The organism is Pantoea ananatis LMG 2665, from assembly GCF_000710035.2.
GTDB classification, from domain to species: domain Bacteria; phylum Pseudomonadota; class Gammaproteobacteria; order Enterobacterales; family Enterobacteriaceae; genus Pantoea; species Pantoea ananatis.
Genome location: NZ_JMJJ01000004.1, coordinates 783,314 through 808,659 on the forward strand (window position 1 = coordinate 783,314; position 25,346 = coordinate 808,659).

25 protein-coding genes and 2 pseudogenes are annotated in these 25,346 nt (G+C 50.2%); 15 read left to right on the top strand and 12 right to left on the bottom strand.

Translation table 11 applies throughout. The features are described from left to right. Positions 1-22 precede the first annotated feature (22 nt). A pseudogene (locus EL29_RS23045) lies at positions 23-257 on the bottom strand (hypothetical protein); the annotation flags it as partial. 112 nt (positions 258-369) lie between these two features. Here EL29_RS23045 and EL29_RS23400 point away from each other — a divergent pair. Then, positions 370-651, top strand: a pseudogene (locus tag EL29_RS23400) (IS30 family transposase); the annotation flags it as partial. A gap of 79 nt (positions 652-730) precedes the next feature. Here the strand turns inward: EL29_RS23400 and fhuA are convergent. Both fhuA and EL29_RS05500 read right to left on the bottom strand, forming a co-directional pair. After that, complete coding sequence (gene fhuA, locus EL29_RS05495; protein WP_024471860.1) at positions 731-2,905, bottom strand: ferrichrome porin FhuA; 2,175 nt, start codon at positions 2,903-2,905, stop codon at positions 731-733. An 850-nt stretch (positions 2,906-3,755) separates the two neighbouring features. Further along, complete coding sequence (locus tag EL29_RS05500) at positions 3,756-4,604, bottom strand: AraC family transcriptional regulator (RefSeq protein ID WP_014593501.1); 849 nt, start codon at positions 4,602-4,604, stop codon at positions 3,756-3,758. A gap of 215 nt (positions 4,605-4,819) precedes the next feature. Between EL29_RS05500 and EL29_RS05505 the strand changes: the two genes are divergently transcribed. After that, the gene (locus EL29_RS05505; RefSeq protein WP_019105370.1) at positions 4,820-5,200 is read left to right on the top strand and encodes a hypothetical protein; all 381 of its coding nucleotides are present in this window, start codon (positions 4,820-4,822) and stop codon (positions 5,198-5,200) included. Between the two features lie 138 nt (positions 5,201-5,338). Here the strand turns inward: EL29_RS05505 and EL29_RS05510 are convergent, their stop codons facing one another. Beyond that, complete coding sequence (locus EL29_RS05510; RefSeq protein ID WP_202631277.1) at positions 5,339-5,875, bottom strand: IlvD/Edd family dehydratase; 537 nt, start codon at positions 5,873-5,875, stop codon at positions 5,339-5,341. Positions 5,876-5,887: 12 nt separating this feature from the next. Beyond that, a complete protein-coding gene (locus EL29_RS05515; protein WP_019105368.1) occupies positions 5,888-6,046 on the bottom strand; it encodes a hypothetical protein in 159 nt (52 codons plus the stop codon). Here EL29_RS05515 and EL29_RS23405 point away from each other — a divergent pair. Beyond that, a complete protein-coding gene (locus tag EL29_RS23405; protein ID WP_033770651.1) occupies positions 6,022-6,204 on the top strand; it encodes a type 2 periplasmic-binding domain-containing protein in 183 nt (60 codons plus the stop codon). The two genes, EL29_RS05515 and EL29_RS23405, sit on opposite strands and share 25 nt — an antisense overlap. A 110-nt stretch (positions 6,205-6,314) precedes the next feature. Here EL29_RS23405 and EL29_RS05525 read toward each other — a convergent pair whose 3' ends face one another. After that, complete coding sequence (locus EL29_RS05525) at positions 6,315-7,724, bottom strand: amidase (protein ID WP_019105366.1); 1,410 nt, start codon at positions 7,722-7,724, stop codon at positions 6,315-6,317. 128 nt (positions 7,725-7,852) lie between these two features. Here EL29_RS05525 and EL29_RS05530 point away from each other — a divergent pair, with 128 nt between their 5' ends. Continuing rightward, positions 7,853-8,425: a TetR/AcrR family transcriptional regulator gene (locus EL29_RS05530; protein WP_019105365.1), complete on the top strand. Its 573-nt coding sequence runs from the start codon at positions 7,853-7,855 to the stop codon at positions 8,423-8,425. 390 nt (positions 8,426-8,815) lie between these two features. On the opposite strand, the gene EL29_RS05535 is transcribed toward EL29_RS05530, so the two are convergent. Then, on the bottom strand, positions 8,816-9,088 hold the full coding sequence (locus EL29_RS05535) for a hypothetical protein (RefSeq protein WP_019106857.1): 273 nt from the start codon (positions 9,086-9,088) through the stop codon (positions 8,816-8,818). 545 nt (positions 9,089-9,633) lie between these two features. On the opposite strand from EL29_RS05535, the gene EL29_RS05540 reads away from it, so the two are divergent. Next, positions 9,634-9,939 (top strand): YciI family protein, encoded by a 306-nt coding sequence (locus tag EL29_RS05540; protein WP_019105808.1) that lies wholly within the window; start codon positions 9,634-9,636, stop codon positions 9,937-9,939. Between the two features lie 150 nt (positions 9,940-10,089). Continuing rightward, positions 10,090-10,608 carry a GNAT family N-acetyltransferase gene (locus EL29_RS05545; protein ID WP_014606774.1) on the top strand — a complete coding sequence of 173 codons (519 nt, stop codon included), beginning with the start codon at positions 10,090-10,092 and terminating at the stop codon, positions 10,606-10,608. Between the two features lie 189 nt (positions 10,609-10,797). Here EL29_RS05545 and EL29_RS05550 read toward each other — a convergent pair whose 3' ends face one another. Continuing rightward, positions 10,798-11,235, bottom strand: a complete 438-nt coding sequence (locus tag EL29_RS05550; protein WP_028715032.1) for a VOC family protein — start codon at positions 11,233-11,235, stop codon at positions 10,798-10,800. Positions 11,236-11,782: 547 nt separating this feature from the next. On the opposite strand from EL29_RS05550, the gene EL29_RS05555 reads away from it, so the two are divergent. Next, complete coding sequence (locus EL29_RS05555; RefSeq protein WP_028715033.1) at positions 11,783-12,358, top strand: YceI family protein; 576 nt, start codon at positions 11,783-11,785, stop codon at positions 12,356-12,358. Between the two features lie 15 nt (positions 12,359-12,373). On the opposite strand, the gene EL29_RS05560 is transcribed toward EL29_RS05555, so the two are convergent. Genes EL29_RS05560 through EL29_RS05575 form a run of 4 tightly spaced genes read right to left on the bottom strand, consistent with a single transcriptional unit; the run spans position 12,374 to position 14,870 of the window. After that, positions 12,374-13,192, bottom strand: a complete 819-nt coding sequence (locus tag EL29_RS05560) for an anti-sigma factor family protein (RefSeq protein ID WP_022622516.1) — start codon at positions 13,190-13,192, stop codon at positions 12,374-12,376. Further along, positions 13,189-13,746, bottom strand: coding sequence for a sigma-70 family RNA polymerase sigma factor (locus tag EL29_RS05565; RefSeq protein WP_014606046.1), 558 nt, complete (start codon positions 13,744-13,746; stop codon positions 13,189-13,191). Before EL29_RS05565 ends, EL29_RS05560 begins: the two co-directional genes overlap by 4 nt. Further along, positions 13,727-14,278 carry a tetratricopeptide repeat protein gene (locus tag EL29_RS05570; protein ID WP_028715034.1) on the bottom strand — a complete coding sequence of 184 codons (552 nt, stop codon included), beginning with the start codon at positions 14,276-14,278 and terminating at the stop codon, positions 13,727-13,729. The genes EL29_RS05565 and EL29_RS05570 overlap by 20 nt, the downstream gene beginning before the upstream one ends. 13 nt (positions 14,279-14,291) lie before the next feature. Then, positions 14,292-14,870, bottom strand: a complete 579-nt coding sequence (locus EL29_RS05575) for a cytochrome b (RefSeq protein WP_028715035.1) — start codon at positions 14,868-14,870, stop codon at positions 14,292-14,294. A 296-nt stretch (positions 14,871-15,166) separates the two neighbouring features. Here EL29_RS05575 and EL29_RS05580 point away from each other — a divergent pair, with 296 nt between their 5' ends. The 8 genes from EL29_RS05580 to EL29_RS05615 all read left to right on the top strand — a co-directional run bounded on the left by EL29_RS05580 (position 15,167) and on the right by EL29_RS05615 (position 24,758). Next, entirely contained in the window at positions 15,167-16,135 is a 969-nt protein-coding gene (locus EL29_RS05580) for a D-2-hydroxyacid dehydrogenase family protein (protein ID WP_028715036.1), read from the top strand. A gap of 573 nt (positions 16,136-16,708) precedes the next feature. After that, positions 16,709-18,622 carry a BglG family transcription antiterminator gene (locus EL29_RS05585; protein WP_028715037.1) on the top strand — a complete coding sequence of 638 codons (1,914 nt, stop codon included), beginning with the start codon at positions 16,709-16,711 and terminating at the stop codon, positions 18,620-18,622. 108 nt (positions 18,623-18,730) lie between these two features. Next, positions 18,731-19,051: a PTS lactose/cellobiose transporter subunit IIA gene (locus tag EL29_RS05590; RefSeq protein ID WP_028715038.1), complete on the top strand. Its 321-nt coding sequence runs from the start codon at positions 18,731-18,733 to the stop codon at positions 19,049-19,051. A gap of 16 nt (positions 19,052-19,067) precedes the next feature. After that, on the top strand, positions 19,068-19,373 hold the full coding sequence (locus EL29_RS05595) for a PTS sugar transporter subunit IIB (protein WP_014606041.1): 306 nt from the start codon (positions 19,068-19,070) through the stop codon (positions 19,371-19,373). A gap of 53 nt (positions 19,374-19,426) precedes the next feature. Further along, positions 19,427-20,704 carry a PTS sugar transporter subunit IIC gene (locus tag EL29_RS05600; protein WP_019105803.1) on the top strand — a complete coding sequence of 426 codons (1,278 nt, stop codon included), beginning with the start codon at positions 19,427-19,429 and terminating at the stop codon, positions 20,702-20,704. A gap of 158 nt (positions 20,705-20,862) precedes the next feature. Next, complete coding sequence (gene uidC / locus EL29_RS05605; protein WP_029571413.1) at positions 20,863-22,134, top strand: glucuronide uptake porin UidC; 1,272 nt, start codon at positions 20,863-20,865, stop codon at positions 22,132-22,134. A 40-nt stretch (positions 22,135-22,174) separates the two neighbouring features. Continuing rightward, positions 22,175-23,935, top strand: a complete 1,761-nt coding sequence (gene uidA / locus EL29_RS05610; RefSeq protein WP_028715040.1) for a beta-glucuronidase — start codon at positions 22,175-22,177, stop codon at positions 23,933-23,935. A 493-nt stretch (positions 23,936-24,428) separates the two neighbouring features. Then, positions 24,429-24,758 carry a DHCW motif cupin fold protein gene (locus tag EL29_RS05615; RefSeq protein ID WP_028715041.1) on the top strand — a complete coding sequence of 110 codons (330 nt, stop codon included), beginning with the start codon at positions 24,429-24,431 and terminating at the stop codon, positions 24,756-24,758. The last annotated feature ends 588 nt before the right edge of the window (positions 24,759-25,346 follow it).

The window sequence follows — 25,346 nt, forward strand, 5'->3', positions numbered from 1 at the left end:
GACGTGACACTGCAGCCGGGCCTTATTTCTTCAGGCCTTCGGTCAGCATCGTCTCCGCGTCATGAAGCTGCTCAGGTGGCATCTGAGGCAGACTTTCCAGAATAAACCACATGTGTTCAGCTTCAACGCTTAAGCGCGTTCTGATTCCCTGCCGCCCGTTGCAGCGACGGCTGGTTAATCGACATTATCGCACCAGACGACTTTACCAGGCGAAGGATATTCCACCGTCAGACCCCTTATTTAAGGGTATCAAAGGGGTTATCGTCACTCTGCAGAATGCTATTCCGGCTTACTTAGGCTGGCCAAAGTCTGGGACAGCAGATCCTAAGGGTGATGCCTCCACTCATCACATAAGCCCTGGAATGAGCTGCTGAGCGTTATAAAATATCAACATGGATTCGGGGAGGTGAAAGGACCAGTCACACCTAATTTACTGTAGCGACAGACATTCGGATTTATTTCTGTGCTCCTCAATCTTCCAGGCAATGCGGCTTAAATGAAAATACGAACAGCGTGCTCAGACAACATTTTCCCTCAGGCACTTGTTTACCGGGTTACCGCCAGTAAAGCGTTTATGGCGTCGCCCGGCCGCTCGACGAGAGGCCGGGAAATCCGCCATACCCTGAATCACCCGCAGAGCGATTCAATTAATGTGTTGCATCCATCGGTGGAACTCGCAGGATAAAAGCCAGTCTGATTCTGGGAAACATTCATTTCAGGACGTGCATTATCAGAACCTGAGCGTAGCCGTTGCCGTAATTTGTCGCTCCGCGCCGTAAAAACACGCCGTCGTGGCGTAACAGCCTGCGACGTAGTTCTTATCAAAAAGATTGTTAACATTTAAGCCAATTGATGAACCCGGCAGATTGAACCTGCTCAGATCGTACTGGATGACGGCATTCCAGATCGTGTAGGGCTTCACTTTAAAGGAGTTAGCGTTATCACCTTCCGTCGACCCGACATAGCGACTTCCCAGCCCTAACGTCAATCCGCTTAACGCCGTTTCATGAAAAGTGTAGTTTCCCCATAATGCCGCCATATTTTTAGGGATCTCATCTGGGCGATTACCTTCGTATGAGGTGTCTTTGGTATATTCAGCATCCGTGTAGGAATAGCTGCCGATAATATCCACATTTTCTGTCAGTGCTGCTTTCGTCTCCAGTTCTATGCCTCTGGAGCGTAACTCGCCATTTTGCACTGAATATAAAATATGCTCAGGATCTGACGTCAGATTTTTATCTTTTGTTATCTGGAACAGCGATAAGGTGGCGGAAATCAATTTACCGTCAGGTATATATTTGATTCCGGCTTCATACTGTTTGGCGCGAGATGCCCGAAACATTTTCCCTGTATAATCCGCTCCTGCTGTTGGCAGGAAGGATTCACTGTAGCTAATGAAAGGTGAAAGACCATTATCAAACAGGTAGTTCAGACCTCCTCGCCATGTAAATTCATTATCGTCCTGTTTGGAGGCGGAATTGTTATTAAGGCGATTGACGCTGTCTGCTTCAGACCAGTCATAACGACCACCCAATGTTAATAGCCAGTGATTCCATTCAGCCTGATCCTGCAAATAGAGGCCAGTCTGTTCAAGACGATCGACCTGACTCCTGTAACCGAAATATTGTACAGCGGTATTACCATACACAGGATTAACCAGGTTCAGACTGGATGCCAGACCGAGCGCCTGCCAGACATCATTCCGTGTGCGCCGGTAATCTATGCCCATAAGCAGGGTATGGTCTGTGTTACCTGTAGAAAATTTATTTTGCACCTGAGTATCCATCGCGAAGCTCGATAAATGCTCTTTGGCCGCAAGTGCACCCCGGGTTAAAAAAGAAGGATCAAACGGAGAAACACTGCTTCCATAGATGGTTCGGTAATCCATATCTACCGTTCCGTAGCGCAAGTTCTGACGCACAGTCCAGTTGTCATTAATTTGATGCTCAAAGGTATAACCGACTAACTTCTGCTTACGGGAAATTTTGTTATAACCCGGTTCCCCATCATTAAAACTTGTGGGTAATTTTCCACCCGCACCGCTGGTTACCGTGCCGTCTTTCGGTAAATAGCCAAACCATCCTATATTGGGTTCATCGAGGAAACTGCTTAAAAAAGTAAACTGAGTTTTGTCATCGGGGCGCCATGTGAATGAAGGCGCTAATGAATAACGCTTTGCTTTTTCACCCGTCTGTTGCTGGTCCTGATCGCTGGCTACACCTGTCAGGCGGTAGGTTAATTTCTCGTCATCATCAACCGCGCCGCCAAAATCAAAGCCCGTCTGGAAAAGATTATGGTTGCCAGTTTTAAACTGCACTTCGCGAATGGTCTGCGGCGTGGGGCGCTTACTGACCAGCGCGATAACACCGCCAGGCTCACTCAGACCATACAGAACAGATGCAGGGCCACGCAGCAATTCAGCACGTTCAAGCATGTAAGGATCGACCTGGAAGGAAGTAAAACTGTCGGCCTGAAGTTTGAGTCCGTCCAGATAAATATTATCCGAGATCTGGCTGAACCCCCGAATATTGACTGAATTAAAGCCGCTTACCGATCCCCGACTGTCAACCATCACATCTGCAGCGTAACGAAAAGCATCTTTCAGCGTCGGTGGGTCCAGCAAATCCATCTCTTCACGCGTAACAACGGTAATGGACTGAGGCGTTTTACGGAGTGGCGTGTCAGTTTTAGTCGCTGTCGCGCTTCGCTTTGCCACCACAGAGCCTACTGGCCCCCAGGCATTTTCTTCCGGGGGAGTCTCCCCCTCGCTTGTTACAGTGAGGGTATTCTGTTTAGTCGCAGCCACGGCGCTGTCTGCTGACAGTGCAGGGAATGACAGTGAACTCATTAATGCACTAAGCATTACTGCACAAGAACGTGGAATCAGAGCTCTTCGAACTTTCATGTCTGTATGTACTCGTCTAGGTTTAATAAAATACATTTCACTGAAACGAATAAGAGCCAGGTTGCTCACGATGTTTTTTTAAACATCAGTATGCTTTTCATAACGTTAAATCGTACCCGAATGGTCGTATCCACGCCTTCCATGACTTCGTTATCAGTCAATGCCACTTACCCTGCGCTGCAGTGAATTCAGCACCTGTTGCCGCTGCAGTACGCTGACTCCTGACATTTCAATCACATAAGACTCATGTAATTAAAAATAAAAATCATTCTCATTTAACAGCGAAAATCTTTTTTCCGATAGCGAAACACAGACATAAAATTTTTCATTTCAGCCAAAAGTTGCCTGTTTTCTTTACATCAGGGTAAAGACAGATTTAACGACAGAAAACGCGGGCGCACTCGGGCAATCGTTTCGGACAATTAAGGGATGAGTGCCTGTCAGACAGGCAGTTTAAAAGGGGGGAATATTAACGTTGCTGCAGAAAAGTCGGTTCTTTTACGCACTGTCGGTAAGGTAATGGCGCTGACAGTGCGAATCTTTTTCGTCTTACGTGCTGCCGGATGATAAGCAATACCCATCCAGAATCGTTCCCCTTAGGTGCCTCAACACTGTCTTGAATTGCGACGGGAGGTATGTTCAAAAAGAAGTCAGAGATGCTGCAGGAATGTTTCTTGGCATTATGGATTGTTATTGCCCGGCGTCTTCCGTCAGCGCCCGCCTCATACCGATAGCATCGCGCAGGGGATGACCGGTTAACGCAAGGCAGCGCTGTCAGTGCAGAAAGAAGGGTAACGGCTTTACCGTCGACGAACAGAGCGTGCAATGGATGACGGATCCGGCAGTGCCTTTAATCCAAATAAATTTTGCCGGGCATAATGCCCGAAGCTCCGCCTGTTGCCTTCTCTGTTCTTTCGAAAAGGTAGCGAGCGGGCGGCTTGCCTACTGCTTTTCGAAACATGGTGATGAATCCGCTGGCGTTCTCATAGCCAAGTTCCAGCGCGACTGTCTGAACACTCTCCCCACGGGTTAGCCGTTGAAGTGAAAGGATGACATGTAACTGCCGACGCCAATGACCAAAACTCATTCCGATCTCCTGCAGCATCAGCCGGCTCATGGTTCTTTCACTCATACCGATGCGATGGGCCCATTCGCCCAAAGAGGATTTATCAGCAGGTTCGGCCAGTAGCTTTTCAGCAAGCTGTCGCAGCCTTCGATCGCGTGGCATTGGCAGATGCAAATCTTCTACTGGTGCCGCTGATAATTCATCAAGAAGGGTTGCTATCAAGCGGCTTTCCGGTCCTTCTGTCGGATAAAGCCGCGGTAACCCCGCAGCTTTAAGCAACAACTCGCGCAGGAGTGGGTTTACGGAGAGTGTACAGCAGGTTTTTGGAAGCGCGGGTATCGCCTCAGGTTCAATAAACAGACAGTAACATTCTGTATTTCCAGAACCCCGTGCTGAATGTGGCATGTTGCCCGGTATCCAGACTGCACATTGAGGTGGAACAATCCACATCCCCTCGTCGACCTCACAATTGAGCACACCACGGACTGAATAGAGCAATTGCGACTTACGATGTTGGTGTGTTTCATGTTCCCAGCCATTTGAAATCATGGATGCGCTCAGTGCAAAGATGGGGCGAGGGATACTGTCAATATCAGGCAAAGCAACAGCATTCAGAGAAGATAGCCGGGACATGTATTCAACCTTGGTTTTGAAAGCAGCATTTGGCAATTTTGAATAATATTATGACCAACATTCGCAATGCAGTCTAAAAGGGATTCAGATAATTTCATTTAACAGGGGTGGAGGTTGCCTGGTGCGTTGCGCGTCATGCTGCCGAAGCGGCCATTTTTCAGCGCTGCATCAGGAGAGCTGAAAATCTTAATCAACCGATTCACAGGATTATGACTATGCAAATTGACGATGCCGATTTTCCCGTTGTATGGATAAAAATGAATGCTCCTGGAAAGGATTCGGCTGCCCCCGCATTTAGTGAATTCGAAGCGTTACTCGCCCGCAAAACACCCTTCGTACTGCTTAGCGGTGAAGGCTTTACAGAAAGCAAACATGAGCATTCCGCCGATGAGATGAAGATGACAACCCGCTGGATGAAAGCGCATAAAAATGAATTAAAAACCTTTGTTAAAGCGTCAATCCTGATTGAACCCAACACTGTAAAAAGGGCTGCAGCCAGACCTTTCGCCATTATTTATGAAAAATTTTGGGGCTATCCTTTATTGATGGCTGCTTCTAAAGAAGAGGCTTTAGCAACCGCAAAAACATTGCTTTAGGTAAAGCAGAAAAGTATCCCATTAAAAGAGACCACGACGACAACATCGCTATCAAAGCAGGGGCTGGCTAGGGCTCCCCGGACTGCTGCTTACTGACATACCTCGACCATTGTCAGTAAACAGCGTTATCCGGTACGTTTATCCGGTACACGCGCCCCTGGAAGCCGGCATCGCCAGTTGGGCAAACTTCGCAAGCACACCTCTTGTGTAACGTGGCGCTGGTGGGCTCCAGCGGTTTCTTCTTTCCTGCAGTAGCGCCTCATCGATATTCAGTTGCAGCAGTTGCCGATGGGCATCAATAGTGATGGCGTCGCCTTCCTCCACCAAGGCAAGGGTTCTGTCTATAAAAGCTTCCGGTGCGATATGACCGACCCCCATTCCCCAGGTGCCACCAGAGAAGCGGCCGTCAGTGATCAGGCCAACGCTCTCTCCCAATCCTTTGCCCACCAGGGCCGCTGTCGGAGAGAGCATTTCGGGCTTCCCCGGCCTCCCTTTGGGTCCTAAATATCCCAGCACCAGCACATCACCAGGCTGTATCCGATCCTCAAGGATCGCCTGCTTTGCGCTGGCTTCATCGTCGAATACGCGTGCCGGACCGGTGATAGCGGGCATCTTCAGGCCGCTGATTTTTGCGACCTCCCCGTCAGGGGCCAGATTACCCTTAAGTATTGCCAGGTGGCCTTCTTTTTAGAGGGGGGCCTGAAGCGGCAGGATGACGTTCTGATCAGGCTGCGGTTGTGCTGGAATATCCGCCAGCTCCTCTGCCAGGCTGCGACCGGTGATGGTCAGGCAGTGACCATGCTGACCTCGTTTCAGCAGCGATGGGAATAGCGCTGGTTCCTGCATCGCTAAGAAACCTGCAACGTCACGGCGTGCTTTACCTGCAGTTACAAGGCGAGGTGCCTGACCTTGAAACCGGGGTGGCCTGGAATCAGCAGAACATTTCGCCAGCTCTGAAGCGGTTGATCGACAGTGCTTCTGGGTGGGTTGCCGACGGTCATTAGCGGTAATTGCCTGCGCCATGAACGAAATGTGGAGCAACGGGTTAAGCTCCATGCTGAGACGTGAGCGACGATCTTACATGCCCCACGGGGTTCGTGGGGCACGATCCTTGTTACAGTGACGGATGAGAACCTTTCACAGGGCTTACTGCTTCCAGCAGAGAAGCAATATGGAGAATGACGTGCTCATCATGCCATTTGCCGACGATCTGCACGTTAACCGGCAAGCCTTCACGACTCTTACCAAACGGCAACACTACGCCAGGCAACCCTGTGACGTTAAGCGGCACCGTGGCACCTTGCAGATAAGTGGCATCAACGTCCTGACCGTCAATAACAAACCTGTCCACGCCGTGTTTATGCGCCGGGATGGGGAGTACATGCGTGATAAGCGCATCGTAGCGTGAAAAGTATTCCGCGAAGCCGTCACGCAATCGTTCGGCGGCCTGCTCTGCATCAATATAAGCAGACATCGGTGTATCAGGTAACGACAGCATGGTTTTCGCCATTTTGTAGATCTCATCAGGCTGGCGACCGGCCGTGGCCGCCGCAAAGGCGGGCTTCATTTCCATGACGTGGAGCCGGTTAAACACATCCAGCGCAAAGTCTTTCTCCAGTGCAGGAATGCCGACATGCTCCACAACGACGCCCGGTGCTTTTAGCGCTTCCGCAGCCGCCTTCACGATGGCGTTAACGTCCGGATCAACCGGACCAAAGCCCGGGCCGGTCATCCAGCCAATTCGCAGCGGACGCGATGCTACAAACGGCAGCCCGTCAGAATGAACGGGCGCAGCGCTGGAGAATGCGTCGTGACCATCCGGTCCCGAAAGCTGAGAGAATGCCAGGGCAATATCGCGAACTGAGCGGGCCATAGGGCCAACATGCCAGAAGCGGCGGGGCGCACGCGGCCAGATGCCTGTCATGGGCACGCTGCCGTGCGTGGCTTTCATGGAAGTGATGCCGGTCTGCGCCGCAGGGCCTCGTACCGAGATGGCCAAATCCGTGCCCAGTCCCAGCGGAGACATGCCTGCGGCAATCGCGGCAGACTCACCGCCACTGGAGCCGCCGGGCGTTCGGGTCAGGTCCCATGGGTTATTAGAGCGCCCGGACAGCAGGTTGTCGCTTTCAATCCAGTATGAAAATTCCGGCAGGTTCGTCTTAGCCAGCAGGATGCCGCCTGCTTTTTTAAGACGCGCCACGCTGGTTGCGTCTTCGTCAGGACGACGGCCTTTGAAAATAGGTGAACCACGCTGAGTCAGCACACCTGCCGTATCAATGGAGTCCTTTACGGTAAAAGGAACGCCGTGAAGCGGGCCCAGTTTCTCACCCTTCATCACGGCGGCTTCGGCAGCGGCAGCCTGCTTCAGGGCATCCTCTGCCACTGTTACAACAGCATTGACGTCCGGGTTAGTGGCGGCAATCCGATCAAGATGCGCTTGCATCACCTCAACGGGAGAAACGTCGCGGTTACGGATCATGCTGGCCAGGTGAGTCGCGTCTGAGTAATAAATTTCTTTGCTCATGATAAATCCTCTTGGTTAATAGCCTACCTAACAGTTGGTAGGTAAACTCTAGTCCTGTAAAATGACGCTGTCAATACCTACCTAACAAATGTTAGAATTGGGGTTCTGGCTTCTGGAGGAGTGACATAATGAGCAAAACATCCCGCGACGAAATTCTGAACGCAGCCCGTCTGGCGGCGCAGGCGCATGGTTATACAGGTTTGAATATCCGCGGACTGGCAGATGAAGTGGGGATTAAAGCGGCAAGCATTTACTATCATTTCCCCAGCAAGGCCGAGCTGGGTGCGGCGGTGGCCCAGCGTTATTGGGAGGATACGGCGCGTGACCTGGACGTACTGAGGGATGCGGAAGGCGATGCGCTCAGGAGTCTGAGCCGCTATCCAAAAATATTTCGCCGTTCGCTGGAAAGCGGAAACCGACTTTGTATGGGAAGTTTCATGTCGGCGGAATATGATGATTTGCCTGAACCTGTCAAAGTTGAGGTGCAAAAGTTTGCGGACGTCAATATCGACTGGCTGGCAGGGCAGCTACTGGAAGCGGGGATCACTGCGTCAGAAGACAGCAGAATGCGTGCCGGTGCCATTTTTTCTGCCATCGCCGGCGCACAGCTAATGGCCAGAAGCCGGAACAATATTCAGCTTTTTGATGAGCTTATTGAGGGATACAGGCTTGCAGGTCTGCTACCCGCAGCTGAGAGATAAAATTCTGAAAAAACGTAACTGACTGGCGCATTAAATAAGGTCAGTCTTTCGTTTATGCAGCTCCGGATATTTATATTTAGAGGAATAACACCGCATCGGGTTTATCTGTTCTCCGCGAATTCCCGTGAACGGAGGAGGTTCAAACTCACGACACCTCTGACCCTCTACAGGTAAACGGGTATCTGGCAAGACCCTGTAAAGAAACCGGTAGGAATGGCCGGGTCGGCAGGGCAGTAACCAGCACGCGACGCCAGCCTTTACTTTGTAAGAGGCTTTATATGCCTCATGCTCCAGTGCCTGGATGAATAGCAGTTTGGATGACGGTACTTTTTATCTCTTCCTCTCAGTGCAGACACCGCATCTGTAAACGGTGCCTGCAGCTTTTACGCGTTATGCATTGTCATCGTCGGTGCAACCGAGACCTGAAGAGGGATCATTACAACCCGGATTAATCTCCAGATGGTGATGCCACGCGGCCAGTTTGGTAGCGCTTTCATTAGTGGAGGCGTCTGCTTTTTGAGCGGACATTTCTTTAACTGAATCGGGCCCTAAAGTCGTGCGAGAAGGCAGATCATTTGCGAACGAAACGCCCTGCAGGCCAGCCAGTACGATCGCTGCTAACGCGGCGGTTTTAACTGCGTATTTTATAACAGATACAGGCATAACGATTCCTCTCAGCTTAAGAAAACAGAAGGCTGATTGCCCTGACAGCGCTCAGCGAATTGAGAAACGTAATCACAAAAACTTGCAGGAACACAGCGGGTTCCCTGGAAGGTGAAACCCAGATGCGCCTCGGTTATTCAAAGATTTTTTGATGACAGTTTGATGACGCCTTTAGTTAATTACGGTAAGTAAATATTAATAAGCGGAAGGCATGGCGTCCTGACGAACATGTGATACCTCGTATTTAGGATTAGGATTAAGTTCGGGAGAGCAGGCCGAATGACTCTTTTTTTAGTAAAATGACGTCTCTTTTTCAGTGATCTTCAGTCTGCTTCCTGAACCCTGATAAATTCAGCACAGTTCAGCGCTCTGTTCATCAGAGGCGTTATGCATGTGTGCGTTCATCGGTTGAATTCACAGCTCAAAGCGGACCTTCAGCTCAGTCAGCCTGTCCGCTTTGTGCCAAAAACGGACGTCAACGCTTGATAAAAAGTCATCTTTAGTGCTTATTAACATTCAGGAATCGGCATCCAAAATGCTGCAAAATGGGAGAAGGAATGCTTTTCGCAATAAGGTTTACGGATCACCCAGGTGAATACAATGTCAGAAAACAATATCTTAATCCTCATTTGGACTGGTTAAAGCAAAAACGAGGTGTGGTTCTTGCTGCTGGTTCATTACGTGAAAAAAATAACGATCAACCTGTCGGAGCTCTATGGGTAGTTAAGGCTGAGCATGAAGAAGAAGCCTTATCCATATTTTCCGATGACCCTTTTTGGATCCATGGTTTACGAGCATCGGTTGAGGTTTTATCGTGGAGCCTCGCTTTTGAGGACATGCTTAACGCTTAATGTCTGCTTTCTCATAGCGGACCTTCAACTTAGTTACCTTGTCCGGTTTGTGCCAGAAGCGGGCATTGGCAAAATTTTATTGTCCCTGAAAGAAGAATTGTGCATTTTGGTAAAGCAGTCGCTTTAAATATGCTAACACCAGGAGAAGTGATGACATTTCAGGATGCGCCTCGACTTGAGACAGAACGACTAATTTTAAAGCAATTTACGCTCGACGATTTTCCAGCGCTTATGGCGTGCTGGAGCACGCCTGAAATGATTAAAATTAATGGCGGTGAGAAACCAACGACAGAAAGTGTTTGGAGCCGCTTATTACGTTATATCGGACACTGGCAAGCGTTAGGGTATGGCTACTGGGCGGTGTTTGAGAAAACTACAGGCCGTTATGCTGGTTCGTTTGGTTTCCAGGATGTTCATCGTGATATCACACCTCAGTTAAAATACCCTGAAGCTGGATGGACATTAATTCCTGAAGTTCAAGGCAAAGGTTATGCGTCTGAAGCACTGGCCGCAGTTTTACTATGGGCCGATCAGACATTATCCTCCCCATTGTGCTGCATTATTGACGAAGAAAATAAACGTTCAAATCATCTGGCTGAGCGCTTTGGTTTCCAGTTTCAAGATTATGTTACCTATCGCGGTAAGCAAGTACGCATGCTTGTACGCTAATAATTAATTAAACCATAAATGTAATTTTTAGCGGGTCTACGGAACGTCCGCTTAGTGCCAGGAGCGGACGCTGCTTGCATCATGGTAGGTTAGTTTACAGGGAGCAGGTCAGTCCGCTCTGTGCCACCAAGCGGACGTTGCAAACATCACCGCTCTGATAAGAAGGTAGTGGATCATGACATGTAGACTTCATTGATTGCGTTCCATCAACTCAAGCGTCTGACCATCAGGGCTTTGTAAATATATGACTCTGGTTCCCTGCATGGGGCCTGATGAGACTGTCTGGGGTTTTCCTGGCGTCTTCCAGCCATAGTCCGATACTTTGCTCAGGAGCGTATCAAGATCCTTAACCATAAACGCCAGGTGCGCGTAGCCTGGGATATAGGGTGCTGAAGGCGCTTCTGGCTGTTCAATGTTATTGTATTGCAGTAATTCAATGTTCATACCAGCCACTTCAAGCAAAGCCATTTGTACATCCGCTCCCCTTGCGCCTGTGACTTCATCAATAATGGGTCCAGACATTTTCCCTTCGCGTAATAACTTCCCTCCAAGAATATGGGTCCAGACGAATAATGCGTCTTGAATATTTTTGACTGAAAAACCGACGTGATTAGCACTTAAGATCATGACATTACCTGCTGGTTTCAAAAATTGAGCACCTAACTATCTAAAATTGTTGCTTTATTGCTTCACGGTAAGTGCGATGGGATTTGTTAAGGAAAAGCACAACTGAGAGCGGTCTGAATCATGTCGTTATGAGCCATCCACAGCGACAGCCGTACAGGTTACCTGCTCCCTGTTGAACAATACGCGACCAGGTACAAGCCGTTATCTAGTGTAAAAAACGGTGATTGTCTGCTTGTCACTTATTGCGGACCCGACATGCTGATCTGCTTTGTGCCAGAAGCAGACAGTCTTATTTCAAGGCTGACAGCAGACAAAACCGTTTTCCAGAACGCTACAAGCAGAATGCCGGTCATCAGGCCGCACCCGCAAAACATCATCTGCACCCGGCATCCCGAGTCTGTCTGAGCCGCACAAGCTACCCGCTTCCACATCAAAGCGATGAGGCGGGATCCACATCCGTTCAAATGTTATATAACTGTAAGTATTAATCGAATAAAGTTGCTACCTGGCGCGTTAATGCGTTGTCTGTTTACTGGAGAATCCCGTTATGACGCGCGCTGTATCTGTTCTGGTTGCTGGGCTGCTGCTGAATCCGTTATCCCACGCGGCTTCACTTTACTACACGATTTCCACACCTGACACCGCGATAGGGCTGTCATGGCACGCATTTGGCGGTATTTCGCATGCGAAATTAACGGGCGTAACCGGCGAGGTTGCGCTGAATCCGGCAAATGAAATGGATAATCGTGTGAAGGTCACTATTCCGGTCACCACGCTTATCGCGTCCAACAACCTGCTGACGTATCAGTTAAAAAGCAGCATGTTTTTTGATGCTCCCCGTTATCCCAATATCGTCTTTACCAGCAGCCGGATCGTGGCGCAGGGCAACGGCAATTTCAGGATTTTTGGCTCATTGTCGGTAAAAGACGTTCAGCGACCGGTCATTCTGGAAGCCACGATGGAAGAGCACGACCGCACGGCGCAACGCGATGAACGGATCGTGCTACATGCCATGACCACGATTTCCCGCTCGGCCTACCATATGGATCGCTTCACCGCGTTGGTGGATGATACGGTGACGATCAAGATTGATATTCAGGCTGAGGCCAGTCATGTGCCTTGAAAGCGCCCCATGCCGTTAAGCGCTAAGGGCGTTTTTCAGGGCGCTGGCGCTGCTTGCCAGTGCTTCGTCCGGGTTGCGGCCAATCAGGACAAACTGATAGCCGCCGTGGTGCCACCAGACCAGGCGCATATCATGGCGCTGTTCGCGCTGAAGCCCGGTTGAGGCAGGCTGGGCGTCCGGCGAAATGCATAGCGCCATCGGGCCATATTCCGCATGGATCCACGCAATTTGCGCGATAGATGTGCTGTCATAGCGCAACATGCGCACCATCTTCAACTCTGCATCCGGCAGGGAAAGCTGCTGCGTATTGAGATGCAGGCCAATATCCTGCGCGGTGCGGGCCAGACCATGCTGTAATGCGGCAGGGGAGTTATCCGCATCCAGCAGCGTTTCTGCGCTGTAAAGCGACATGTACTGGGCTTCGAGATCGCGAATCTTCTCGCTCTCACTCAGCCTGGTTTTAGCCGGGCGGGCGAGGTAGCCGAGGCCTGAACCGATCATCAGAAAACTCAGCGAGGCTGCAATCAGCGAACGACGGCTAATGCCCGATGTCGCGGTAGCGACAACATCGGCGGCGGGTGCCTGTGTTGGCGCGTTTAACAACGCGTCGAGCCGGCGCTGCATTTTTGCTTCCGGGGCTTTATCCAGTAAGGGCGCAAAGGCCGTGTCAAAGTCGAGCTGGCTTTTCATCAGTTCATCGATGCGTTCAGCCAGTTCAGCATCGGTTTCCAGCAGTAATTCGAGCCTGCGTGCGTCATCAGGGTTCATTTCGCCATCCAGCCAGGCCACCAGCGCTTCGTCGCTGAAGGGGGGCGCAAAGCGTAGCGTGTTCATGAGCGTTTCTCCTGCGCAGAAGCCTGAGCATCAAACGATTTTGCCAGCGCCGAACGCGCGGTTGCCAGCCGGCTCATAATGGTGCCGATGGGTACGGCCAGCGTCTCTGCGGCTTCCTGATAGGTAAATCCTTCAACATAGACGAGAAAGACGGTATTGCGCTGGGCTTCTGGCAATGCGCTGACGCGCTGCATGATTTTCTGAAAATGCAGGCGTTCATCATCACGTTCCCGCGTGTCAGGCGCCAGCAGTTCCTCACTTTCAACAAAGCCCTGTCCTAACCGCACGCGGCGGGCGCGCAGGTCGGAAATCCAGATAGAGTGAAGGATCGAGAACAGCCAGCGATCTATCCGGGTACCCGGCGTAAACTGCGCGCTCTTTTCGAGCGCGCGTACGCAGGTAGACTGCACGAGTTCTTCAGCAACGTCGTGGTTTCGGGACAGTACCAGCCCGTAGCGCCACAGGCGCGTCAGATGGGCAGCAAGCTGCTGGCGAACTTCGCTGGTCGTGATGTGACTGTCCTCATCGTAGGTATCAGGATTCCGGATGACCATTAATGGCGGCCTGCAAATCACGATACTCTTCGCATCCTGTACCGCACAGGCTGGCGATGGTTTTCAACTGCGCTTTTGCCAGGTCGGGACGGCCCTTAATCAGCCACGCTTCGCCCAGGTATTCGCGCACTTTCGCATAGCGCGGGTTAAGCGCCAGCGAGCGTTGATAATACCCGATCCCTTCGTCGGTACGCCCGAGTTTTCGGGTGGCATAACCCCGGTAATTCCAGGCTTCTGCGGTGTCGGGCTGTTTCAGACTATCCAGCAGGGTAAGCGCGGCCTGATAGTCGCCTTTCTTCGCCAGATGATAGGCATAGTTTGTCTTGTCTTCGTCACTCAGGCGCGCCGTTTTGTCGGGAACACACTGTTTGGTCTTGCTGTCGTAAACCTGCCCGCGCGGACAGTCCGGAATTTTACTGTTGGTGCTGTCATCGCCTGCGGCCAGTGCCGGGGCGGCATGGATAACGAACAGCAGGGCCGGAACCAGCAGCTTACGGCCTGGGGTACGCAGCAGTGAAGCGGTGTTTTTCATGGTAGTGCTCCAGTTAACGAAAGAGGCGAACGGGCAGCATGCGGCGCAGCACGTTATCGCGGAGAAAATAGTGATGGAACAGGGCGGCCAGAGCATGGAACGCGGCCAGAATAATCAGCGCCCAGGCGACATTGTTGTGTAATTCACCCAGAGCATGTTTGAGCAGAGGATCGACATGCACCCATCCGCTCAGATCGAACAGGCCAAAAAAGCCAAAGGGTTCCTGCTGCGCCCAGCGAAACATAAAGCCCAGCACAATTTGCGTGAACAGCAGCAGATAGAGCGCACCGTGAACGCAGTGAGAAAGGAATTTCGCCGGACGTGAAACGGCGGCAGCGGGCATCGCGTAACGCGGCGAACGTTGGCTCATTAGCCGCCAGACCGGACGGATCACCATGACCAGCGCCAGCACGATCCCGCAGGAAATATGCACTGACTGTAAGCCTTTCCGGAGCGGTGTTCCGCGCTCCAGCCATTCCCAGATGTGCGCACTGGCAAACAAAAAGATGACGCTGGTCGCGGTAATCCAGTGCAGCGCCAGGGTCATTCCGTCGTAGCGCTGTCGGGGTTTCTTGGGTTGTGTGTGAATCATGGCTTTCGTTCTCTCCTTCAGGTTTATGATGAGTGAACGTGCGTATGCGGATTTTTATTCGACTTTTTTATTCGACTTTTTTGCGATGTTTTAGAGCGAGATAAGTGACGGGGAAAGGGTGAACAATCGCTGAGGTGCGAATGACATCGTCCGGCGCAAACTTCGCACTGCCTCGGGCGGCATGGCGCGCATTCTGCACAAGGACATTGACGTAACCGAGAGGCTGTTTTAATGATGTAGGGCGGTTATTCAGCCGACGGTAACAAGCCAACTCCATTCTTAAGGCGCGCGATCCCATGACAATACAGGTTTGTATTCCCGACGATTATCATCAGGCCACGGCAGGCCTCGACTGCCTGCAATGCCATCCCCAATTTACCTGTACCGCTGTTGGGGATATCAGCCTCGATCCTGATGCAGAACAGGCGCTGGCGACGGCTCAGGCCTTGATCCTGATCCGTGAGCGCACCACCATTGACGAGGCCTTTTTACAGCGCACGCCGCAACTAAAGCTCATCAGTCAGACCGGTAAGGTCGCCCGCAATATCGATATTGCGGCCTGCTCACGGGCGGGTGTGGCGATTGTCGAGGGCGTCGGCTCGCCCGTTGCACCGGCTGAACTGACGTGGCTGCTGATTATGGCAGCCCGCAGAAAGTTCGTTCAGGCCGTTAACGCCATGCGCGCCGGTCACTGGCAGGCAGAGCTGGGGCAGGGCGTGAGTAACCAGACGCTGGGGATCCTGGGCTACGGTAAAATTGGCAAGCGGATTGCGGCTTATGCAAAGGCATTTGGTATGCGGGTGCAGGTCTGGGGAAGCGATCGCGCCAGGCAGGAAGCGCAGCAGGAGGGAGTGATGGTGCCAGCCAGCCGTGAGGCATTTTTTGCCTCCAGCGACGTGATAACCGTTCATCAGCGCTTAGTGGCAGCAACCGAGGGCAATATCACGCGCGACGATCTGGTGCAGATGAAGCCCGATGCATTGTTCGTCAACACCAGCCGGGCTGAGCTGGTGGCTGCCGATGCGCTGCTGAGTGCGCTGCGCCAGGGCCGCCCGGGTTTTGCCGCTCTGGACGTTTATGAGCAGGAGCCGGTATACGATCCCGCGCATCCGCTGTTATCACTGCCCAACGTGCTCTGCACGCCGCACATTGGCTATGTCGAGAAGGACAGCTACAGCCTGTATTTCGGCACCGCGTTCGAAAACGTGGTGCGCTTTTTCGACGGTGACCGAAGCCATGTAATAAATCCCGAGGCGCAGGAATAAGCTTACCCTGCGCGGCTAAGGGTGCCCTTCAGCGAATAGCGGCCAGGCTAGTAATGCACGTCGCCAGCGGAGCGGTGGCGTAAAAAAATCCTGGCAGTTTCGTCAACAGGTATCCGTACGTGACTGAAATACGAGATTTTTAATTTTAAATCGAACGCATTCGATATTTAAGCACTATTTTCTTTTAATTGTTTAATAACGGACTCGATTGGGTTGCGGCCGCAGTAAAAATAATGAGATAAAACGGTTAAATATCCTGATTATCACTTCTCCGACAATAACCTCTGTGTCCGTCAAAATTAAAGCATACGCCAAATTCGCGTATTCTGGCTGAACTCTTTCCGGGCGTTTGTCACCGGGATTCAGGCTGAATCCGCATAATGACAGGCGTGAGAATCAGGCTTCACCGATGCCATGTTTTGCTGCACGCATAGCAAATGTGTGACTCGCATCTAAAAAAAGGCTTTTAACCCAATTGCTTACCAGATTCAAATGGTGACCACCTGGGTGGAGTTGGCAAATCGGCGATGATAAAATTATCAGGATGCAGATAATTATTATAAAGGGGATGGTATGTACAGTAAATTATCGGTCCTTTTTAATGAAATGCTTGACCAGGATTTTCATACAGCACGCGATTTGGCGGGTCGGCTGAATGTGAGTGAAAAAACGGTGCGGACCCGGTTAAAAGCGTTAAATGACATCCTGACTTCGCGCGGTGCCTCAATACATTCCAAATCCAGCATGGGCTATCAGCTGGTGGTTTATAACCAGGAAGACTTTCAAAGCCTGACAACCTCGCTGGAAAAAGGCAGCAACGCACAGCGGCCGACCAATTCAAATGAAAGAGTGATTTTTATTCTGGCTAATCTGCTGAGCCGCGAGAACTATATTAAATTAGATGACCTGTGTGAAACCTGTTACGTTTCCCGCAATACGATGACTGCGGACCTGAAAAAAGTCGAGGACATCCTTCATCTGCATCAACTCATACTCGACCGTCGGCCTAACTATGGTATTGCAGTTCAGGGAAATGAATTTGATAAACGTACTTGTATAGCCAATAACCTTATCCGGTTTAATCATTTTATGAATGTAGAGGGGGAGAAAGAGCAGGGATTGAAGATAATCGGTAAAATTGTTTTATCCGTGCTGCACCGCTGTGGCTTAAGCATCTCCGAAGTCTCACTGGAAAATCTGGTTTCACATGTTTTTATTGCGGTGTACCGAACAAAGCACGGTCATGCCGTTTCCATCGATCACCAAAGAATAGGCATGTTGGTCAAGCCTGAGGTTATTGAGGCGACAGGGCTGATCGTGCAACAGGTTGAGGAAGCGCTAAGCCTCCCGCTGAATCAAAACGAATTTTCTTATATTGCCCTGCACATGGGCGCCAAGCTCTCTTCCACACCAGGTAAAAAATCCGGCGTCAATATCGTTATCTCGCGCAAGATCGACGAGTTGACCGGGCGAATGCTGGAAATTCTGCTCAAGAGTTTCAACATCGATTTCATGGATAACCTTGAGCTGCGCATGTCGTTAAATCAACATCTGGTTCCGCTGGACATCCGCATGCAGTTCGACATTCCACTCAGTAATCCACTGCTGCATGAAATTAAAAAAGAATATGCCTTTGCCTATACTCTGGCGGCCACAGCCTGTATTGCACTGTCTGAACATTATGCCACCCGGATTCCTGACGATGAAATTGCTTATTTTGCCATCATCTTTGAACTGGCGCGGATGAAAAAAGATAAAAAAATAGAGAAGAAAAATATCATCATCGTATGTGCGTCGGGAAAAGGCACAACGCAGTTATTCATGTATAAATACAGACAGGCGTTTGGAAACTATGTAGAGCACATTTATGAATGTACCGCCTGGGAACTGGGGAGCTTTGACTTTGCCGGCAAGAACATTGATTACATTTTCACAACGGTTCCCGTGAATACAGAGGTGCCAGTGCCCGTCTTCGAAGTCACACAATTTCTTGAAAGCAAAGATATCGCAACCTGCAGTGAAGTATTTGAAAGCAATAATCATGTTTTTTTATATAAATACTATCGACCCGAACTTTTTTTGACCAATATCAGCGCATCTACAAAAGAAGAGGTGCTGAGGATATTGTGCCAGCACACGGAAAAAACCTTTCCGCTGCCCGCCGGCTTTTACGATGCGGTGATGAAAAGGGAAGCATTAGGGCAAACCGACTTTGGTAATCTTGTGGCCATTCCGCATCCCTTCCAGGTGATGACGCCAAATAGCTTTGTCGCCATCGGAATATTAGATCGCCCGGTATGGTGGGGCCACAACGATGTACAGGTAGTATTCCTTGTCTCGATTTCTGCCGATGAAGACAGCGACGTCGGCCATTTTTATCAACTGACAACAAAGTTGCTGTTTGATTCTGCCGCGATACAACAACTGCTTAATAACCCAACCTTTGACGTCATCATGGATCTGCTTAAAGGAAGTGACGCGCTGTAAGCGACAGGCAAAATTTACCATGTTCAATATGGTAAATTTCCCGCTGGAGAGAGAAAAGGGTGAGGATTAAGATGAACGTAAATCATCAGAAAACGGAGCGGTAACGTGATGGAAATTAGTCTTGAGGATATTATCACTGAGTTAGTTGTCAACGGCGGCAGCGCGAAAAGTAAAGCCATGCAGGCCATTAAAGCGGCCAGATTGGGCGATTTTGAAATGGCAGAATTGCGGATAAAAGAAGCCAGTGAATTTTTACAGAAGGCTCACCATTTTCAGACGGAAATGATTCAGGCGGAGGCTCGTGAAGAGAACCCCTGTGCCGTTTCACTTATTATGGTCCACGGTCAGGATCATTTAATCAGTGCGATGACAACACGAGATATCGCCATCGAAATGATTGAAATGTATAAACTCATCCACAATAAATAGCGATAAGGAAATACATATGATCTACATCACATTAGTTTGCGCGGCTGGAATGTCCACCTCTATGTTGATGGCAAAAATGCAGCAAAGTGCCAAACAGCGTCAAATCGACGTGAGCATTATTGCGATGCCAGAAGAAAAATTCAAAACGCATAACGGAAAGACAGACGTACTTCTTCTCGGGCCACAAATATCCTATCTGGAAGATGACCTGCGCGAAAAGTATGAACCTCAGGGCATTAGCGTCGCCGTGGTCGATATGGTGGACTACGGAATGATGAATGGTGAAAAAGTCCTGGCAGACGCGATCGCTTTATTAAAGTAAACCACGAATAAAACATCAGGTGCATAGCCAAATAAATTTGGCAGGGGATCATTATGCCTAAATTTGACCGAAAGACGATAACCAATAAAATTAATCCTGTAGTTAATACCATTCAGAGCAGTAAACTGGTAAACGGCATTACAGGCGGCATGATGAGTGCCATGCCGATAACGATACTGGGTGCATTTGCCGCATTGTTCCTGAATTTACCCGTTCCGGCCTATAGCGCCTTTATTGCCAGTGTAGGGATTGCCACCGCACTGAAAACGATCATTATGTTCACCACCAACTTCCTTGCTGTGATATTCGGGGTCGCGATAGCGGGAAGTTATGCCAGGCAACATGACGAAGATGCGTTATTCTGTGGAATCCTGGCGTTGCTGAATTTCTTCATCGTGACGCCGGTGGCCTTCGCCGAAACCGGCATGCCCATTATTCCTATGCAATGGTTAGGTGGAACGGGCATATTTACCGCCATTGTGGTCAGCTTGCTTTCAACCCGGGTCTACGTTTTTATTAAACAAAGAGGGTTTACTATTAAGATGCCTGCCAGCGTGCCGCCGGTGGTGTCCAGCAGTTTTAGTAGCCTGATCCCTGGTTTCGTCTCATTAATTTTGTTTGCTGCCGTGTCGGTCATTTTTACGGCCACGCCGTTCAAAAACATGCATCAGTTTATCTATACCTTCCTGCAAATTCCGCTTCAGGGCATGGGAGGAAATATTGTCTCCATCATTCTGCTCTGGACGCTGGCGCAGCTGCTGTGGTTTGTCGGGATCCACGGCACCATGGTCATCTACTCCGTCGTGCTGCCAATTTTTACCGCGATGGATGCAATGCAACTGGCCGCGTACTCTGCCGGTGAGTCATTGCCGAACATCACCGGGCGGGCCTTTGTCAGCACCTATACCATGTCGGCCAGTGCGATTGGTCTGACGTTACTCATGCTGTTTTTTGCCCGAAGCCAGCAATATAAAACCCTGGGCAAACTCACTACGGTTCCCGCGCTGTTTGGCATCAGTGAACCCCTGGTGTTTGGCACACCGATGGTATTTAACTTCCGTTTTGCTATTCCCTTTATCTTTATGAACGCCATCAGCCTGGTCATTGCCTATGTAGCAACCTATATCGGTCTTGTGCCTCGCGTTGCCGGGATTACACCAATCACGGGCATGCCCATTATCTTAAGCGGCATTATGGAAGGCAGCTGGAAGATTGCGGTATTACAGGTTGCGCTGGTCGCGGTGCAGATAATTGTCTGGTATCCCTTTTTCAAAAGGGCAGATACAGCGTCTTATATGCTGGAAAAAGAGGGCGCAGGCAAACCGGTTTAATGCGTACGCACATTTTGCCTGATAAATAAGATTCTGAGGGTGGTTGTCTGCTGAGGCTGCCCGGTGTAAACAGAACAGAAAAATAAACGGGAGTAACCTGCCGATATAATTTAATTAATAACATAACCCTACCTCTGCTCTCTAAAAAGAAAATGATTATGAAAACTAAAAAACTCACAATAGCGTTATTACTATTGGCATTCACTTCACCCTTACTCCAGGCCGCAGACATTAACGATGATGAAGATGCGTTACGCATTCGACTGAAAAATGATTTTCGTCGCGCCGATCGACCCAGTGCAGGTAATTACGAAGAAAATATTTATGGCTGGGTTCAGGGCGCCATGATTGATGCAAACTCGCACTATTATTCAGATTTAATTGGTATCGAAGCCGGAGCTTATTATGTTTATAAGCTTGGTGCCAAAGAACAATGGAGTACACGCGGCTATCTTGCCGACCACGACAGCTTTGGCCTGGTGACGGGGGCAGTAAAGTTAAAACCTCAGGATAATATCCACCTTAAAATAGGTCGCTTCGGTACTGATAACGGCTATGGCAGTTTGCCATATCGCATTCCACTGATTGCCTCTGGATCCACCCGAACCATGCCAACGCTATCGGAAGGCGTGCTGGGCCGTTATCAGCCAGACGACAATATCGATCTGTGGGCGATGTATCGCACACGCGTTTTTCTCTGGCCGGATGCGCCAGTCGGGGTCCGCAATGAAGGGATCTATAACACCGCCACCGGTCGTTACGACACCCGGCGGGCACGTTCATTTCTGGCCGGCAGCTGGCGTGATGAAAACAGCCTTTATGCTCTTGGCGGCGCGTGGCAGGAGGATGTTTCTTCTCAGTATCAGGCCATGATTGAAAAGAAATTTCCCCTTGAAAATAACAACGTAATTAAAGTCGAACTGCTGGCGTTTCATGCGTTGTTAAATGGCGTATCACGTACTCAGAGCTATCACAATAATACTCAGGTTTATTCAGGTCAGGTTACCTACAGCATGCCCAAAATAAGCTTTTTTGGCGCGGCAGGAATTGTCACTCATGCAATGAACGGCATTGGTTCGAATGTTGATACTGATATCGGCTATCCCAACTCCCTGAGTATCGACAGAAATAAAGAAGATATGTTTTCTCTACAGGCCGGCGCACACTATTTCTTTCAGCCAAACCTGAGCGTCATGCTCGCCCCTCTGATTACCCGCGGTTATGAAGATACAAGACGAACCATCCGGATGAAGGGACGGGGCATTCTCGCCGGTGTTTTCTATAACGTACAGGAAGGGCCGCTATCAGGATTGAAAATGTATGTGGCGTCGGATGTCGCTAAAGAAAAAAGGGACGGCAGTTCGCTGGGTAATAACCTCTATTACTGGGATGTCAAAGCCGGAATACAGTACGACTTTATGTTGAAATAACCAATATTTTTTGCGCTTTAACGAACAGAAGGGAGGTCAGATGTTAAAACCTATTGAAACGGCGTCACGTGAAGCTAAATTACTCGATGGTTTATGGACGTTTAAACGTGATGCAGACAGGCGCGGATTGACCGATGAGTGGTGGAAAGGCCGTCTCAACGGTGCCCGCAAAGTGGCGGTTCCCGGAAGCTATAACGATCAGTTCGCCGATGAGGAGGTGCGCTCGCATGTGGGCGATGTCTGGTACCAGACCGAGGTCCGCATTCCCGATCGCTGGCATGAGCAGCGCGTGGTGCTGCGTTTTGACGCTGTCACGCATCGTGGAACGGTATGGCTGGACGACGAACAGATTCTGTTCCACCAGGGCGGTTATACGCCATTCGAATGCGATATTACCGCCCAGGTGGCGACGAAACGCGTCGTACGTCTCACGGTGTGTGTAAACAACGAGCTGTCGTGGCACACCATTCCGCCGGGCGTGGTTGCCGAGCAGGACGGGCGGTTGAAGCAGCACTATTTCCACGATTTCTTTAACTATGCGGGCATTCATCGTCACGTCTGGCTTTATACCACGCCGCGCGAGTTTATTCGGGACATTGAGGTACATACGGATTTCACCGACGATCTCCTTTCGGGCGCGGTGCATTACCGCATTGACGCACCGGGTAATGTGACCTGTCAGTTAATCGATCATGAGGGAACGCCGGTTGCGCTAGGCTCGGGACGTGAAGGATGTCTGGCGGTGAGTCGGCCCGTGCTCTGGCAGCCCGGTAAGGCCTACCTGTACCGGTTGATCGTTAATGCCGAAACCGACTGTTATGAACTGCCGGTGGGGATTCGGACTGTCCAGGTGAAGGGCGACCGTTTTCTTATTAATAACCAGCCCTTTTACTTCAAGGGATTTGGCCGACATGAAGATGCCGATCTCCGCGGCAAAGGCTTCGACAATGTGCTGCTGGTGCACGACCATGCATTGATGTCCTGGACAGGAGCCAACTCTTACCGAACCGCGCATTATCCCTATGCAGAAGAGATGCTCGATTGGGCGGATGAGCACGGCATCGTGGTCATTAATGAAACCCCGGCGGTCGGATTTAACGTTTCGCTGCCGATGATTCGCAACATTGCCCGGCCAGAAAAACTGTTTTGCGCCGACGCGCTTAACGAGGTCACGCAGCAGGCGCATCTTGAGGCAATACATGAACTGATTGACCGGGATAAAAATCATCCTTCGGTGGTGATGTGGAGTATCGCGAATGAGCCGGACGCACGTGAACCCGCCAGCCGGAATTATTTTCTACCTTTGGTTGAGGCGACAAAGCAACGGGATCCCAGCCGTCCGGTTTGCTGCGTTAATATTACGAAATCCTCGCTGGATGAAGACCAGATCAGCGATCTGTTTGACGTACTTTGCCTGAACCGATATTACGGCTGGTATGAAAATCCCGCCGATCTGACGGCAGCGGAGAAAACGTTGGAAGCGGAACTTACCGCCTGGCACGATCGCCATCAAAAGCCCATCATCATCACCGAATACGGGACTGATACGCTGTCGGGCCTTCATTCCGTCTATAACGAAATGTGGTCTGAAGAGTACCAGTGCGCGTTCCTTGAGATGTACCATAAGGTCTTTGATCGCTTACCCTTTGTCGTCGGGGAGCACGTGTGGAACTTTGCCGACTTCGCCACCTCGCAGGGCATTATTCGGGTAGGGGGAAATAAAAAGGGCGTATTTACCCGAGACCGTAAACCTAAGGCCTCCGCTTTTCTGCTTAAAAAGCGTTGGACGGCGATGTCTTAAGCGCCGCGCGTAATAATCCGGATGCGCGAGAGTGCATCCGGGCAAGTTACAGGTGAGGGAGGTAACAGGGAAGGTAACGGATGAAAAAGCCTTAGCCGTAACCCACAAGCCTTTTACTTTCGGTTACGGGACGCGGTGGCTGAAACAGACGCGAATGCCGGCTCCTGTGATAAACGGGCGCAGGTTAAAAACGATGGCTTTATCCGACGCATCTTCAGCTGAACATTCTGTGCCTCGACTGTGCGGCGGGGACAGGTATTCGGGTGTGCGACCTGTAATTAAAAAGGGCCGGTGTTTTACCCGGATAAAATTTGACTTCTCTGACCGAATATCACATTGGCCTTTGACGCCGCAGATTAACACCTCCCGATTTTACGTTGCCCGTTGCCTTAAATAACGAAATCACGTCTACTGATCCGGAATAATACATTGGCGTGCCGTTTCTCGCCCACGCACCTAACTGTCAGCGAAGCGCAACAATAAGGCCTGAAAAATGAAAATGGAAAATATCCCTTTCGGGATAACAGACTGGGCACAGATAGAGGCAGAACGGCATCCGGGTGATAGCGGGTTTGCGCTCTGGCGCGTGGCAAAGTTTGGCGATATCAGAGTCAGAATGGTTGAGTATTCCCCCGGCTACGTGGCCGATCACTGGTGTATAAAAGGGCATATTCTTCTGTGCCTGAAAGGCGAAATGGTCACAGAGCTGGACGATGGACGCACGTTTGTATTAACGCCGGGCGTGAGTTATCAGGTTGCCGACGATGCCGAAGCTCATCGATCAACCACCAGAGAAGGGGCGACGCTGTTTATTGTGGACTGATGGCAGTATAAAAAAGCGGTTACCGCAACGGATAGCCATAAGTTGAATATAGGGTGCTTCTGCTGATACTTGGACTAAAAAAAGCAAGGAGACAGAGGGCACCTTTTTCAGACGATGATTTCTTATTGCCGTAATCATTAACACAGGGCGCAGCAGCATCATTACGCTGAATGTCTGATGACCCCTCTCTTTTTTAACTTTCTTTTTTATTCATAAAACACCCGATGGGAAAACGCATTGAAATATCGGGTATCAGGTGAAAAAGGCCAACCTCATCCGCATTTTTACGCAGTCTGCTTGACACCTCGATGCTCCTCCATCACTGCAACGCAGGCCCTGACAGCAAAGGGATGACGGGGAAACTCACGTCGCGTTATTTTGCGTGGCGTCATTCAACTGACTAAAGGCGATGCTAACGACCTCTCCCCTGAATATATGTCACAACTTTTGCACTGGTGACGGAATGTTTCAAATAGCGTCGCTATATATTTTCTGGATCATTGCAGTGCGCGTTGCACCCTGATCTCATGCTTAACATCGCAACTCACGCCGACGGATATTTTATATTTTTGTTGAAACGGATTCCTG